16 protein-coding genes are annotated in these 14,217 nt (G+C 39.6%); 9 read left to right on the plus strand and 7 right to left on the minus strand.

Going from position 1 to position 14,217, the window contains the following annotated elements; all coding sequences use genetic code 11:
• Nucleotides 1-16: 16 nt before the first annotated feature.
• From FNN09_RS18695 to FNN09_RS18715, 5 genes are all read right to left on the minus strand, one after another.
• Nucleotides 17-589: a Maf family nucleotide pyrophosphatase gene (locus FNN09_RS18695; protein WP_143304011.1), complete on the minus strand. Its 573-nt coding sequence runs from the start codon at nt 587-589 to the stop codon at nt 17-19.
• A 94-nt stretch (nt 590-683) separates the two neighbouring features.
• Nucleotides 684-1,625, minus strand: a complete 942-nt coding sequence (locus FNN09_RS18700; protein WP_143304012.1) for a geranylgeranylglycerol-phosphate geranylgeranyltransferase — start codon at nt 1,623-1,625, stop codon at nt 684-686.
• A gap of 25 nt (nt 1,626-1,650) precedes the next feature.
• Nucleotides 1,651-2,166, minus strand: a complete 516-nt coding sequence (locus FNN09_RS18705; protein ID WP_143304013.1) for an HAD family hydrolase — start codon at nt 2,164-2,166, stop codon at nt 1,651-1,653.
• Between the two features lie 390 nt (nt 2,167-2,556).
• Complete coding sequence (locus tag FNN09_RS18710) at nt 2,557-3,009, minus strand: DUF4440 domain-containing protein (protein WP_143304014.1); 453 nt, start codon at nt 3,007-3,009, stop codon at nt 2,557-2,559.
• Between the two features lie 20 nt (nt 3,010-3,029).
• A complete protein-coding gene (locus FNN09_RS18715) occupies nt 3,030-4,262 on the minus strand; it encodes a porin (protein ID WP_143304015.1) in 1,233 nt (410 codons plus the stop codon).
• 207 nt (nt 4,263-4,469) lie between these two features.
• Between FNN09_RS18715 and FNN09_RS18720 the strand changes: the two genes are divergently transcribed.
• The 3 genes from FNN09_RS18720 (at nt 4,470) to FNN09_RS18730 (ending at nt 7,511) form a co-directional block, all read left to right on the plus strand.
• Nucleotides 4,470-5,084, plus strand: coding sequence for a YigZ family protein (locus FNN09_RS18720; protein ID WP_143304016.1), 615 nt, complete (start codon nt 4,470-4,472; stop codon nt 5,082-5,084).
• A 97-nt stretch (nt 5,085-5,181) separates the two neighbouring features.
• A complete protein-coding gene (locus tag FNN09_RS18725) occupies nt 5,182-6,126 on the plus strand; it encodes a carbohydrate kinase family protein (protein WP_143304017.1) in 945 nt (314 codons plus the stop codon).
• 35 nt (nt 6,127-6,161) lie between these two features.
• A complete protein-coding gene (locus FNN09_RS18730) occupies nt 6,162-7,511 on the plus strand; it encodes a 4Fe-4S dicluster domain-containing protein (RefSeq protein WP_143304018.1) in 1,350 nt (449 codons plus the stop codon).
• On the opposite strand, the gene FNN09_RS18735 is transcribed toward FNN09_RS18730, so the two are convergent.
• The gene (locus FNN09_RS18735) at nt 7,508-8,065 is read right to left on the minus strand and encodes a WcaF family extracellular polysaccharide biosynthesis acetyltransferase (protein WP_143304019.1); all 558 of its coding nucleotides are present in this window, start codon (nt 8,063-8,065) and stop codon (nt 7,508-7,510) included. The genes FNN09_RS18730 and FNN09_RS18735 overlap by 4 nt on opposite strands.
• Before the next feature lie 121 nt (nt 8,066-8,186).
• Nucleotides 8,187-8,495, minus strand: a complete 309-nt coding sequence (locus FNN09_RS18740) for a hypothetical protein (protein WP_143304020.1) — start codon at nt 8,493-8,495, stop codon at nt 8,187-8,189.
• Between the two features lie 167 nt (nt 8,496-8,662).
• On the opposite strand from FNN09_RS18740, the gene FNN09_RS18745 reads away from it, so the two are divergent.
• From FNN09_RS18745 to FNN09_RS18770, 6 genes are all read left to right on the plus strand, one after another.
• The gene (locus tag FNN09_RS18745; RefSeq protein ID WP_143304021.1) at nt 8,663-9,832 is read left to right on the plus strand and encodes an aldo/keto reductase; all 1,170 of its coding nucleotides are present in this window, start codon (nt 8,663-8,665) and stop codon (nt 9,830-9,832) included.
• 342 nt (nt 9,833-10,174) lie between these two features.
• Nucleotides 10,175-10,363 carry a cold-shock protein gene (locus FNN09_RS18750; protein ID WP_143304022.1) on the plus strand — a complete coding sequence of 63 codons (189 nt, stop codon included), beginning with the start codon at nt 10,175-10,177 and terminating at the stop codon, nt 10,361-10,363.
• A gap of 344 nt (nt 10,364-10,707) precedes the next feature.
• Entirely contained in the window at nt 10,708-11,535 is an 828-nt protein-coding gene (locus FNN09_RS18755; protein ID WP_143304023.1) for a BamA/TamA family outer membrane protein, read from the plus strand.
• Nucleotides 11,536-11,715: 180 nt separating this feature from the next.
• Nucleotides 11,716-12,030 carry a hypothetical protein gene (locus tag FNN09_RS18760; protein WP_143304024.1) on the plus strand — a complete coding sequence of 105 codons (315 nt, stop codon included), beginning with the start codon at nt 11,716-11,718 and terminating at the stop codon, nt 12,028-12,030.
• 74 nt (nt 12,031-12,104) lie between these two features.
• Nucleotides 12,105-13,157, plus strand: a complete 1,053-nt coding sequence (locus FNN09_RS18765; RefSeq protein WP_143304025.1) for a BamA/TamA family outer membrane protein — start codon at nt 12,105-12,107, stop codon at nt 13,155-13,157.
• 20 nt (nt 13,158-13,177) lie between these two features.
• Nucleotides 13,178-14,209 (plus strand): hypothetical protein, encoded by a 1,032-nt coding sequence (locus tag FNN09_RS18770; RefSeq protein ID WP_143304026.1) that lies wholly within the window; start codon nt 13,178-13,180, stop codon nt 14,207-14,209.
• Nucleotides 14,210-14,217 lie beyond the last annotated feature (8 nt).

Consider the following 14,217-nt stretch of genomic DNA (forward strand, 5'->3'; position numbering starts at 1 on the left):
TGTTGATTTATTGGATTTAAAATTCGTTTAATTCAGTATATAACTTTTGCACAGGCAAGCCCACCACATTGAAGTACGAACCCTCAATGCGCTCAATGCCAATCATACCAATCCACTCCTGAATACCATAGGCACCCGCTTTATCGAAAGGTTGGTAATTATCAATGTAAAAATCTATTTCCTGGATGCTTAGCTGCTTGAAAAACACTTTGGTAGAAACGGTAAAGGTTTTCTGCTTATCAGCCGCTGTTAATGCCACACCCGTAATTACTTCGTGCTCCTTGCCCGACAGCATTTGCAGCATCTTTACGGCTTCTTTTCTATCGGCTGGCTTACCCAGTATTTGCTCATCGCACAATACAATGGTATCGGCAGTGATAACAATGGTGGGCTCCTTCTTTAAATCTTCATGATAGGGAACTGCCTTTTGTTGGGCCAGGTAAACCGGCACTTTCAAGGCTTCCATATCATCCGGAAATACCTCATCCACCTCTTCTTTCAAAACCACTTCAAAGGCAAGTTGTAATTGCGATAACAATTCATTCCTACGAGGTGATTGAGAGGCCAATATTATTTTATGATTCAGCATATTTAGTGTATGCAATTAATAGTTTTAAAAGGAAAAGCAAATATATAACATTTCGCTTCGCAAGCAGAAAATAAGGAACAGTAAGAGAAGTGTTTTAAAACATCTGACCCGCCAACAGTATAAACAGCACTCCCATAAGTATAATGAGTTTACTAATGCTACTTGCCTGATGAAATTCTTTGGGCGATTGGGCTTTCATCCATTTATATATTAACAACAGATGAGGCAAGGTGAGCCCAATAATATAATAGGGCAATACATACGGAATGGTATCAAAATCATCTATATAAAAATAGATAGCCCACATAACAATGAGTGATACCAACTCAAGAATGAGCACAAACACTTTGGCTAAAGGTATGCCCAGGGCTATTGGTAAAGTTTTGCATCCAACAGCCTTATCTCCTTTTACATCTTCGGCATCCTTAATTATTTCACGAATAAAATTGGCCAGAAAAGCAAAAATAGCAAAGCCGGTAGTCCAAAACCAGGCTGTTGAACAGGCCTCGGTTCGTACAATGGCTTGTCCGTGTATTTTGGTGAGCATGGCAAACTCTACCGACACAACCAGCAACACAACAATGCCGGTTAAAAAGGAAATAACCAGGTTACCAATAACAATATGGCGTTTAAAAGTGGTACTGTAGTACCATAGCAGTATGGGTACGCCAATAAACATGAGGGCATAGCTCTCTTTGCGTGCCACGTAGGCAATAAATAATCCGATAAGAATGCCCGAAATGGTTAATAACACGTGTAAGAAGAGGGCCGTACGCCTTGTAATGCGCTTGCCAAGCAACACCTTATCAGGCTTATTAATGCGATCAATGCGTATATCGAAATAATCGTTAATAATATAACCGGATGCTGCCAATAATACCGTTGCTAAAACAACCAAAGCAAAACGTAGGTGCGATAAAACAGGATCGACACCATAGTGGCTCAGAATGGGTAATATCAAACCATAACGCAGTAAACATTGCATCGTTGCAATCAGCAACAAGTTCTTATACCTGATTAGCTTGAGATAATCCATTCTTGAGTTCTTATTTATTAAAATCTTACCAAATATAATCTAAAGCCCATTTACCATGTGCCCTTAATACTTGTTCCATCACATCGCGCACAGCTCCCTGACCACCATTTTTATCAGAAATATATTTACAAAGCGACTTTATCTCTTCCACTGCATCAGCCGGACAAACTGGAATACCAACGCGTTTCATCACCGGATAATCGGGTAAATCGTCGCCCATGTACATTACCTCACTGGCATCAATACCCGTTTCAGCCATCCACTTTTCAAAACATGGCCATTTATCACTAATGCCCATGTGCACATGCTGAAGCCCCAGTCCTTCATAGCGCTTTTTAACAGCTTCGGTATTTCCACCTGAAATAATGGCCACCTGATAACCTAACTTAACAGCCAGCTGCAAGGCAAAGCCGTCTTTAATATTGGCTGTTCGCATTGGTTCTCCATTGGGATACAAGGAAATCATTTGCGACGATAAGACGCCATCCACATCGAAGACAAACGCCTTCACCTTCATTAAGTCTTCTTTGAAATTACTCATGCTTGTATTTTGCTTTTAGTGCGAAGATAAGAAAAAGGCTCTTCACCATTACAATGAAGAGCCTTTCAGCTGATATATTTTAGGTCTCAATCCAATATTATCCTAATAAAGTGGCGCTTCGCCCAAACCCGACTTACTTTTTGTTCTTAATGACAAAAACTAAGGAAAAAACATCAAGGCTACACCCGCTTTACTCAAAAAGACTACGTCTGATTGACTGAAATTGATTAAACTCGCCTTTTTCCGTACCTCCAAAAGCCTCAAACAGAAATCAATTTTTAACCGTCATTTCAACCTTGCTTTTTGGCTCACCGGCTGAGGCCGTTTGAAATAAACACTTTACAAACATTGAATGAAAACATTTACAACGCTATTGGTCTCAATCCTTAATTATGTGTGGTCCAGTATTATTTTCCACTGACCATCAATGCGCTTCCAAACCAAAGAGAAATTGCCCTCGGCATTACTCATCTCGCGCTCCAGATGGTAACTACCTACTACTATCACACAATCATCAGCTACCTGATTAAAATGCTTAAATGCATAGCTTAAAACCCCTCGGTGAGCGGCCGTTGGGTATCCTCGCTTGTAGTTATCTAATGTTTGTTGCCATCCATGGGTTATGTTGTTCAAACCCATAAATTGCAAGGAGTCGGATTGCCAATACACTTGCATATAACCTTCAAAATCGCCCTTATTCCAACACTGGCTCGACGCCTCCATTTGCGATAATATATCCTGCCTGACCAATTCATCTACTGGTCTTAATACTTGCTCATTCTGCTTTGGAGCACAAGCAAAAAGTAAAATGCTCATGCCGACTAATAATAATACTTTCCTCACTTCTAATTCTTTTATGCAAATTAGTAATTTACCTGAAACTGCAAACGTAACAACTGCCCTGTTTGACGGTTAATGGGCATTTCCATGTCCTCATAACGACGATCGGCAATCGTATAAATAGCCACTATCTCAAAAGCCTTAATGGGCTGCCACTCAATACCAATCTCCAACTCTTTCATATCATAACTACGGGCGTCTAATTCAAACTTTTTACCACCCTGGTAGTACATCCCTTTTACAAAAGGAATAATCTCTTGTTTATTATGCTGTATACGGTACATTACCTGGGCATAGCCACCGTGTAGATTTTCCTTACCTATGGAACCAATTCCGCTGCCTTCATCGTATGCAAACTCAGGCCCAACGCCCATGTTATATTCGGCCTGAAAGCCAAAGGGCTGTGGGTAATACAACACTGTGCCGGCAATACGGCGATCTTCAAAGGGCTCATCAAAAGGCGAACGGTTGGTTAATGAGCCATCGTCGTTACGGATTACCACACCATCAGATACCGATGCCATTACATAGTGCCCAAAATACCCTTGTATGCCCAACTCGAAATATTGTCCTGAAGAAAACTCAAATGGGTAGGCAAAACGCATAGCAACGTGCGGAAACTTCTTTTCGTCAGGAACAAGGCTATTTCCCCTTTGTCCGTTATAAAACATGACGTAAGCCATCCCGTAATCTCCAGATCCCTTAAGGCCTTTGCTTTTAATGGTTTTAAAGCGATTTCGAATGAGCGTAGGCGCATAATGAATACCAATATTCATATCGCGTTCATCTTTTACGGCACTGTTCAAGGGATCATTTCGATCTAAGGCTAATCTATTTTGCGATGATTGTAAGTTTTCAAAACCAAAAGGAATTTTACTCTGCCCTCCTCTTACTTTCCACTGCCCTGCAGGATCAAGGAAATAATCGAAATAAGCATCTCTTAACTGCCCCAGGTTCTTACCATCAGAGGCAAAATCAGCCTGAAAGTAAAAGTATAAACGAGGGTGAATCTGACCACTTACCTTAAAACGCATTCTTCGAAGTGAAAAGCCATCATAACCACCATAGGTACGATCGCCTTGAGGGTTTTCCATCTCTGGATTGGTCTTGTATAAATCGTTATATCGCAACTGCATATAACCATTTATCTTAATTTTATCGAACCATTGGGGTACTTTAATCGAAGAGGACTCTTCTTGCGCCGTTGCTAAATGACTGCATAAAGCAAATAACAATAAAAAAATAGTGGGCTTCATTTTGGGTTTGTTACTTAACGTTTAGTTATTTAATGACATCAATGTAGTGAAAATCAACGAATGCTACATAATATTTTTCAATTACCAAATATACACAAAGCCCCTTATTTGCTTTACTAAAATGTCGTACAACATGTCATGTGACTAATCAATCAAGTTCCTGATTTTTTACTATTTTCACTCACGAAAAAGAGATTGCTCAAACGCATGGAAGAAACTGATCAGTATAAAACCATAGACAGCCCGTCAACAGGCATATTCAAAGATAAAGGAAGCAAGTTTATTAGCTATGCTTACCCCGTTTACGACGAAGAGGCCATTAAAGAAAAAATAGCTGCCCTAAAAAAAGAATATTACGACGCCCGACACCATTGCTATGCCTGGCAACTAGGCACATCGGGCAAACAATTTAGAGCCAACGACGATGGTGAACCATCGGGCACGGCCGGAAAACCCATACATGGCCAATTGAAATCAAATGGATTAAGCAATATCCTGGTAGTTGTTATTCGCTATTTTGGCGGCACAAAACTCGGAACAAGCGGACTGATTAATGCCTACCGCGAAGCAACCATTGATGCCATTAATAATGCGACCATTGTTGAGAAAACAGTTGATGATGTGTACCAACTAAGCTTTGATTATGGCGTGATGAATGACATCATGAAAATAATGAAAGAGGAAAATCCCAATATAATCAAACAAGATTTTAATCTAAGATGTATGATTGAATGGAGCTGTCGACAAGCTGATGTTGATCGCATTAAGTCACGACTAGAGAAAATAGAATCAGTCACTGTTGACTTCTTAAAAACCATCTAAACGGATGAAACAAACATACAGGAGCATGATTGATTTTGGCGAGTTCCATCCCGATAAATCGGGACAAGTAGTGGCAATAGAAAGCAAAAAATAACAAATGAAAAAGTTCGATATAATAGTAACGGGTGATTGCAACATCGATTTACTATTCAATGGGTTTGACCACCTGCCTGCCTTTGGTGAAGAGGTATTGGCAGAGCAATTCAATATAACACTTGGCAGCTCAGCTGGTATTACAGCGGCTCATCTGGCGGCTTTGGGCATGAAAGTAGCCTATATTGGTGCCATTGGCGAGGATACTTTTGGCAAGCAGTTTAAAGAATTAATGAATGCTGCCGGCGTTAATACCGATTACATGGTTGATAAAGCCGGTTTTAGCACAGGATGTACAGCTGTATTAAGCAAAGGTGAAGAACGAGCTAACATCACGCATGCCGGTGCTATGGAGCAACTCTGCCCTGCCGATATTCCAGCACAGCTACTAGAAGCAACACCGTTCTTTCACCTTTCGAACCCCTATGTATTACCACATTTTAGAAACGTTTTACCCACATTTTACAAGAGCTTAAAAAAGCACCCCATTCACACATCTCTTGACCCGCAATGGGATGTAGAGGAAAAATGGAATACCGACCTCAATGAGCTTTTGCCTTATGTTGATGTTTTCCTCCCTAATAAAACCGAATTACAACTGCTTTTGAAAGGAAATAAGCTGCAAACTGAAGACGTGCAGAAGTTTCCGAATACCATTGTTTGCACTCATGGCAATCAGGGCGTGGCAATCACTGAAAATGGCCTGACTAAACAAATGAATAGCTATATCAACGAGCAACCCCAGGACTGTATTGGTGCAGGCGATGCTTTTACTGCCGGCTTTTTAAGTGCTAAAATTGATGGGCAAGATAACACGAATGCTGTTGAAATGGGATGTCGATCAGGTGCACTATCCACCACTTTTACAGGCGGTAGCGTAGCTTATCATTCACGTGCCCATTTTGAGCAACTATTCGCAAATGCTAACATTAAAAAGATTAAACACTAAAAACAAACCATAACTCCCCAAATCACACCACAACTATGCAATTCTTCCGATTAACATTAGCCATCATAGCCATTGGAATCATCTTACTGATGCTTTTAATGCTTTTCACATCCATTATCGAAAAGAGAAAAGGTGCTGCCTTAAAAGCCTGCATTCTACTACTCCCAGGCCTGTTATTACTATTGGCTGCCCAATATCTTTCATCTTACTTCGACTGGGTGATTGCGGCTTTTGATATCCTTGTTCTGGCATTTGGAGCCTATTTGCTCGTTCCCAGGCTCCTATTCTCAATCCCTAAAGAAGATTTACCGAAAGGGAACATAGATGAACGAACGGTTATGTTTGCGCGCAATGAGATTAAACCCAATACCGAACGATACGATTCATTTTACAAGGAACATCCTGATCTAAAAGAAAATGATGATAACTTCAGGCAACTACCTGGCTTGCTTAGTAAACATTCAACCTTTTACAACCCATTGGCATACGAAGCTTCCGATGCTATCTTTCACATTGTGGATAGCCTGCATAAACATGTAGAAGGCGATGTTAAAGAGCAAGCCAAATCTATTGATCCAAAAGACTATCAAAAATTTATAACAGAGTGGACCAAAAAATCGGGAGCTAAATCAGTTGGCTTTACAAAAATGAAAGATTACCACTGGTACTCGGTGGGTGGCAGAGGTGAACGTTATGGCAAACCGATAGAACAAAAGCACACGGTTGGCATCGCATTCACGGTGGAGATGGATCACGAAATGGTAAAACCAGCACCTAAGAGTTCCATCATCATGGAGTCGGCCACTCAATATTTACAAGCAGGTATTATTGCCACCCAGTTAGCCCAGTTCATTCGCAACAGTGGTTTCGAAGCCAGAGCACATATCGATGGTAACTACCAGGTGGTAGCACCTTTGGTAGCACGAGATGCTAATTTAGGTGAGATTGGCCGAATGGGATTGTTGATGACTGAAAAACTTGGTCCCAGGGTGCGCGTTGGCGTAGTAACAACCAACATGCCATTGGATACTGTTGAACGTGCATATAACAATAGCTTTGAAGATTTTTGTGATAAGTGCCTGAAATGTGCTACAAATTGCCCTGCCAGTGCCATCTCCGATCAGCCAAAAGAGATGATTAAGGATGTAAACAGGTGGCAAATCAATTCGGAAAAGTGTTTTAATTATTGGTGTACTGCAGGTACCGATTGCGGTCGTTGCATGAGCACATGTCCGTATTCGCACCCCAACAACTTACTGCATAATATTGTACGATGGAGCATTAATCAATTTCCTAATTTTAGGTATTGGGCAGTAAAGATGGATGATTTCTTTTATGGGAGAAAAACTAAATCAGAAGCATTACCAGGCTGGTTAAAACACTAATCAGCAGCAATAAGCCGTTCCTTTACCTTTTCTGCTGGATTACCGCGGTATATTCCATTTTGATGAAGGTTAAGGGACGCCACACTATTAATCGCCAATACCGAATGGCTTTGGCAAGTAACACCTCCGGTAACGATACTACGTGCGCCAATCCAAACGCCATCTTCCAGCGTAATTGGTGCTACCATTAAATCAAAGGTTGGCAACTTGTAGTTATGATTACCTATCAGCAACATGGCTTCTTGCGAAAGACAACAGTGACGACCAATGGTCACCTGATCGAGGTTATCAATCCACACTTTTTCACCTATCCAAGAGTAATCTCCAATACTTAATTTCCAAGGGTACTTAATATTAACACCCGGCTTAATAACAACACCCTTCCCTATTTGTGCGCCAAACAAACGCAATAGCATTACTTTAATCGAAGAAATAGGATTTATTGGATTAATAAAAAACAAGACATTGATAACGAACCAGGCTGTGCGCTTGATAAAGCCCCCTCCTGTGTTAAACCATGAATTGTCGTATCGAGATAAGTCGGTTTTACTCATAATTAATACGTTTGTTTCCGAAAGTAATATCTTTCGCACACCAACACAAATATCAATTTAGGAAAGTGAAAAAAGAACCTGCTTTGGAGAGTTTCAAAATGGGAAAAGTAATGCTATCAAACTACAGGTAAATACCCTCCAGTTGTACCTGTTTGTAAATAGGCGTTTCTACAAACTGCTTATGCCAATCTTCTTTGGAGTAAACGTATAACGAAAGGCTTTGGCTTGCATCCAGCTCTACTTTATATTTAGCATCTAAATATTGCTGCTCAACACTAAAATCAACTTTTTCAGGTGTTAAGATATACAATTGAATATCTTGGTGCATCTCTGTTCCTTGGGGAAATAGAAGAATAACATCTGCATAAGGATCTAAGGCCTGCACATGCTCTCTAATTAAATCTGCTAAATCACCTGTTTGTTTGTTCATCCAGCAAAAGTAGAACTATTCTCGATTATAATAAACATCTTTTATCATCATTGTTAAGCAGGTCATCAAATACTAATGCGCGGAACCATGAACCTTTGTTTGATTTGTTTTGTTGATTTTTGAAGTAGTTTTGCATCTCTTTTACAATTTACAATAGCAACGAAGCAATGGAATACAGGCGATTTGGTAAAACCAATAAAAAAATAAGTACCATCACATTGGGTGGCATGCGCTTTAAGCAAGGATGGGATAATCCTCGCCATGAAATACCAAGGCAAACGCAAGATCATTGCAATCACATGATTGACTTAGCCATCAAAAATGGCATCAACCACTTTGAAACAGCCCATGGCTATGTTAAAAGCGAAACTGCTTTTGGACGAAGCTTTAATCAAGAGCTAAAAATCGACCGTTCATCATATTACTTAATGACTAAAGGTAATCCTGCCACAGCTGATGATACACGGCGCCTGGTGGAAGAGCAGTTAACGACTTTACAAACCGATTATTTTGATTTCTATGCATGGCATGGCATCAATACTAATGGCTTGATTAAGGATGCTTGCCAAACAGGTGGTGCGGTTGAAGAGTTACTTAAAATGAAGGAAGAGGGCATTATTAAACATGTTGGATTTAGCACTCATGGTTCGCTCGACACGATTACCAAAGCCATCAACACCGACCTGTTTGAGTTTGTCAACCTCCATTATTATTACTTTTATCAGCGTAATAGAGCAGCCATTGACCTAGCACAAAAGAAAGATCTTGGCATATTCATCATCTCGCCCAACGATAAAGGCGGTCAGCTATACCAAGCACCTGAAAAAATTAAAAAGGCCATTCCTCATGCTACACCTATTCAATGGAATGCACGCTTTTGTTTGAGTCATCCTAATGTACACACTCTATCTTTTGGCATGACGGAACTTGCTCATTTTAATGAGATGAACGGCATATTTCCGAGTACCAATACAAACGACCAGGCAGCTAAACATCAATTAGATCTAATGCTTAAGGATGATTCTCACAGTTGGTATGATGCTTACGATTTGGATCACAGCACAAATCTAGACATCCCCTTACTTCTTCATTGGCGCAAACTATGGAAATGTTACGATTTATTAGACTTTGCAAAGTATCGCTACAAAGAATTAAAAACCCCTAACCATTGGGTACCTGGCGCTTTTGCTACTTCTGAAGAAATTAATAAAATTGATTTTTCCAAAGTGCCTGCAAACCTGCCTTTAAAAGAGCTATTATCAGAGCTACACTTGGCACTGTATCAAAACCCGGATGAACCAAAACTTATTGACCCATTGAAGTTAAGTGTCGTATAGAGCATCTATTCTTTTAGCTTTATTAAATCATGCATAATTGTGGCATTATCTCTTCAAGTAGATTAAATATGTTGTTGAATAATACTCCAATAATCATTCACCCTAAGCCAATTTATAGTGTTTCAATAGTTGATTTTAGCTCTCTGATGAAAAAAAATCGCAATCCTGAGTAAAAAAAAATAATATTTTTCCAACACGCCAAAAGACTACAAATCAGCTGCTTCAGTGATTTTATTTAGTGTTAATTAATGTTGAAATTTATAGGATTTAATTAATATCGATTGTAATTCAGATTATTAATCTACATTTGTATCAACAAATAACAATTTCAATATTATTAAGATGAATAAAGGAAAAGTAAAATTCTTCAATGATGCAAAAGGTTTCGGTTTCATTACTGAGGAAAACGGTAAAGAACATTTTGTACACGTTACTGGATTAATCGACGAAGTTCGTGAAGGTGACGAAGTTGAATTTGATCTTCAAGAAGGAAGAAAAGGTTTAAACGCTGTGAACGTAAAAGTAGTATAATCGATATAACTTTTTTATTACTGTACCAAAAGGAGCTCATCATTATTGATGAGCTTTTTTTTTGCCTATAAAAGTACAATACCCCCCACCGTGCTTCTTCATCATTGTTTCATGAAAGCCCCAAGACAATAGATTTGTCACATTTAGAGTCAAATCATATCATTAATTACCATAAGGCTTCCCCTTCTGCTTGTGCTACTTTCTAGCAAAATCCCCTATGCCTTCTTTCGTACTGTCCTTTTGGAGCTAAAATAATAGGTAATACATGAGCGCTTCGCTATTGGCATAAAAACATTAAACTGTTAATTGTGTTATCTTTATAACACCAAGCAATACCTAATCAGATGCGAATATCTATCTTCGTCTTTCTCTGCGCAATTATATTAAGCAATAGCGCTCATCTATCGGCTCAGCGGTTTTTATCAAAGGAATGGGCAGATAGCATAAAAGTTAAAAAAGAACGTAAAGAGGCCAATGGTAGCCTAATGGTAATGCCCCTTGCTGGCCCGGCTTACACCCCCGAACTGAAACTAAGTTTTGCAGGTGGCGTTATGACCTCTTTTATGACCAATAAAAAAGATAGTTTAATACAACGTAGTTCTGCCCCAATTATGCTTGGATTAAGTACTTCAGGTGCCTACTTTATTGGCACCAAGCTAACATCATTTTGGTTGCAAGACAAAATTCGCATTTATGGCGACTTTAATTTCAAACACATGCCCGATAACTATTGGGGCGTTGGCTATGATGAAGGTCGCTATACCGAAAAATCGGATTCAACAACTGCCTATACGCGCACATGGTGGCAAATAAATCCCAGAATTTTATGGCAGTTTAAACCTAATTATTTTGCCGGCCTGGTAATTGATTACAATTACACCCAAGGTAGTGAAGCAAGTAAAGGGGTTGCTGAAGATCCATATTACCAACAGGATAAAGATCGCCCGTTAAATGGTGGCTTTGGATTAATCTTTCAGTTTGATAGCAGAGATGTACCTGTTAATGCCTGGTCAGGCATGTTCGCAGAGTTTTCTGCCACCAGCTACAACACCGCATTTGGAGGAGATAATAATTATGAGATTATTATTGCCGACTTCAGGAAATACTGGACAATAAAAAAACAAGGCAGAACCATAGCAACTCAGTTAAAAGGCCAGGGAAATTGCTTTTAAAACTAATTATACCACCCCGCCTGTCGGCACCCCTCCTAAAATTCAGGAGGGGACGGTTTTTCATCCTTCTCCTCCTTGCCAAGGAGGAGTACCACGAAGTGGGGAGGTGGTTAATATGCTTAAAAGCGAATTCCCTAGTTAAAAGGCCGTTTTGGATATGGCGATGTTCCGTTTGGGGAGATGTCACAACTAGGAACCCCGTTTGATTTAAGAGGTTATACCTGGGGGCGCTACCGTAATAACTCCATGTATTACGCACTTGCCGAATACCGCCATATGTTTTACAAAAATGATGACACCATAAGTAAGCACGGCTTCACTACTTGGTTGGGTGCTGGTTCTATTGGCTCCGACACCACCGAGTTTGAGCAATACCTGCCCAGTTTAGGAGTGGGCTACCGCCTAGAGGTTCAACCCCGTATGAACTTGCGTGTAGATTTTGGTTTCGGACTTGAAACATTTGGTTTCTATTTTAATTTTAATGAAGCTTTCTAAAAAAACAAGACAAACAATACCACATTACTATCTGTTAATAAGGGTATAGTAGTTTTTACATTAAAAAAGCATACATGACCATAAGAATAATCCTCATCTTTCTACTTCTGATACTATCCTTGCCATATGCCAATGCATTATCTAAAAAGGATAGTACAGATAAAAAGGTCGATTTTGTGCCCGTTCCATACATTAATTATAACAGAACAGGTGGTTTTGAATTTGGGGGTGTACCAATGGCTATGTACCAATTAAATAGTAAAGATAGTATTTCACCGCCGTCAATGACTGGTTTAGTGGGCAAATACTCAACTGAAGGCAACTGGGTTATTATAGCTTTTCAGCGCATGTATTGGAAGCAGAACAACTGGCGCTTGGTTTTTGCGGCGGGAATGGCTTCCAATGGTTTTCAATATTATTCTGAAATAAATGGAGAGATACCTATAGACTATACAACCACCGCAGCATTTGCTTACATGGAGATTCAACGGCGAATCTATAAAAAGCTATACGGTGGATTGGTCATTATCAGTAGCGTTACTGATACAGAGTTTGATAACGATTCTAACAGCAAACGGACGTATTTTAATACAATAGGAACAAAGTTCTCGGTGGATTTGCGAAACAATGTTTATTACCCAAGCGAAGGACTGAATGATAATTTCCAATGGACTTCAACACCCGATTTTTTAGATAATGAATTTGTGGGGCAGCGAATTGAGATTGATCACAATCAATATTTTCCCTTTAATAATAAAAGAGATGTTTTCGCTTGGCGCTTAATGACTGGCTTTAGCATTGGAAGCACTGCATTTGAACGCCAATTTATTGTTGGCCGAAATGATTTAAGAGGATATACACAAGGTGAATACCGGGGCGAGAGTATTGCCACACTGCAAGGAGAGTACCGTTGGAATCCATACAAAAAAATTGGTTTTGTAGGCTTTGCTGGTTTGGCTACAATTTGGGGTGCAGAGATTGACGATAACAATGGAAAAATACTACCATCAATAGGAACAGGCTTTCGTTATAATGTATTTCCTAAGAATCATATGAACATTGGGATGGAGGCAGCTGTTGGTATAGATGACTGGGGCATTTACTTTAGAATAGGCGAAGCCTTTTAACCAAGCTAAATTATTTGATCATGAAAACACTCTCCAAATTAATAGGAATAATAGTGATACTAACGACAATTACAAGCGTTAGTAATGCACAAGGGTTCGACAGCACCCAAATTGGAAAAGAGTACCCTTACCTCTTGCCCATTTTAGGTAACAAGGCATATACCCGAGGGTATAAATTTCAGCTACCACATGGCATCATGGTTAACTCAATTTATAATGAACAGAATATATTGTTAGAAAACTTTAAAATGGCGATTAATGATGGTGATTTTATTGATTTAGCCGATAACATAATATTTGGGCCTTCGTCGGCTGATATTAAAACCTTCAATTTTAGAGCAGACACATGGATATTTCCATTCTTATCAGTAGGCGGATACTATGGTCAATACAAAGGAACCACCTCTGTTAGACTTGAGGGTTTAAAAAATTCTGTTGGCGAACCCATATTGGAAGCTTTGTTTCCCATTGAAACTTTTTCAGATGCCGACGGTGCCTATTGGGGTTTTAACGTACTGGGTATTATACCTGCCGGACCAGTAAACTTAGCCGTTGATTATTCCTGGTCTTGGTCGCAAAATGAATTATTGAACAAACCTGTTCGGGTAGATGTAAGTGGCATCCGCGTTATTAAAAACTTTAAAGTTGGTAAAAAACCAGATATGTTCTTAGGAGTATGGACTGGTGCTCAATTTAATAAATTGGGGGCCTTAACTGATGGTGAAATAGTATTGGGCGATCTGGGCCGCAGCGCAGGTGCTGTTAACCAAACAGCCTTGCAGGAGCAGTGGCAGGAACTCACTACATCAAACGACTGGAACCAGTTTTCTGCGGGTGAGCAAGAAACCATTGAGGCCCTTTACAATAAAGCCAGAGGCATTGAAGACACAGTTATTAAATACCAATTTAACAAGTCTTTGGAGTACAAGTGGAACATGTTACTAGGAGGAAACTTTCAGTTGAACAGGCATTTCCAATTCCGAACCGAATACGGCTTTTTGAAATCGAAAAAAACCCTTATGTTTTCTGCCAACTATAGATTTGGTCTATAACACAAACC

Origin of the sequence: Carboxylicivirga sp. M1479 (assembly GCF_007097485.1) — a bacterium.
In the GTDB taxonomy this organism is placed as follows: domain Bacteria; phylum Bacteroidota; class Bacteroidia; order Bacteroidales; family Marinilabiliaceae; genus Carboxylicivirga.

Excerpts from the sequence above, each read along its gene's own strand:
- FNN09_RS18750 (WP_143304022.1), top strand. The coding sequence starts at position 10,175 with ATGAATAAAGGAAAAGTAAAATTCTTCAATGATGCAAAAGGTTTCGGT.
- FNN09_RS18740 (WP_143304020.1), bottom strand. The coding sequence starts at position 8,495 with ATGAACAAACAAACAGGTGATTTAGCAGATTTAATTAGAGAGCATGTG.
- FNN09_RS18745 (WP_143304021.1), top strand. The coding sequence starts at position 8,663 with ATGGAATACAGGCGATTTGGTAAAACCAATAAAAAAATAAGTACCATC.
- FNN09_RS18715 (WP_143304015.1), bottom strand. The coding sequence starts at position 4,262 with ATGAAGCCCACTATTTTTTTATTGTTATTTGCTTTATGCAGTCATTTA.
- FNN09_RS18765 (WP_143304025.1), top strand. The coding sequence starts at position 12,105 with ATGACCATAAGAATAATCCTCATCTTTCTACTTCTGATACTATCCTTG.
- FNN09_RS18700 (WP_143304012.1), bottom strand. The coding sequence starts at position 1,625 with ATGGATTATCTCAAGCTAATCAGGTATAAGAACTTGTTGCTGATTGCA.
- FNN09_RS18755 (WP_143304023.1), top strand. The coding sequence starts at position 10,708 with ATGCGAATATCTATCTTCGTCTTTCTCTGCGCAATTATATTAAGCAAT.
- FNN09_RS18720 (WP_143304016.1), top strand. The coding sequence starts at position 4,470 with ATGGAAGAAACTGATCAGTATAAAACCATAGACAGCCCGTCAACAGGC.
- FNN09_RS18760 (WP_143304024.1), top strand. The coding sequence starts at position 11,716 with ATGTCACAACTAGGAACCCCGTTTGATTTAAGAGGTTATACCTGGGGG.
- FNN09_RS18725 (WP_143304017.1), top strand. The coding sequence starts at position 5,182 with ATGAAAAAGTTCGATATAATAGTAACGGGTGATTGCAACATCGATTTA.
- FNN09_RS18770 (WP_143304026.1), top strand. The coding sequence starts at position 13,178 with ATGAAAACACTCTCCAAATTAATAGGAATAATAGTGATACTAACGACA.
- FNN09_RS18695 (WP_143304011.1), bottom strand. The coding sequence starts at position 589 with ATGCTGAATCATAAAATAATATTGGCCTCTCAATCACCTCGTAGGAAT.
- FNN09_RS18705 (WP_143304013.1), bottom strand. The coding sequence starts at position 2,166 with ATGAGTAATTTCAAAGAAGACTTAATGAAGGTGAAGGCGTTTGTCTTC.
- FNN09_RS18735 (WP_143304019.1), bottom strand. The coding sequence starts at position 8,065 with ATGAGTAAAACCGACTTATCTCGATACGACAATTCATGGTTTAACACA.
- FNN09_RS18730 (WP_143304018.1), top strand. The coding sequence starts at position 6,162 with ATGCAATTCTTCCGATTAACATTAGCCATCATAGCCATTGGAATCATC.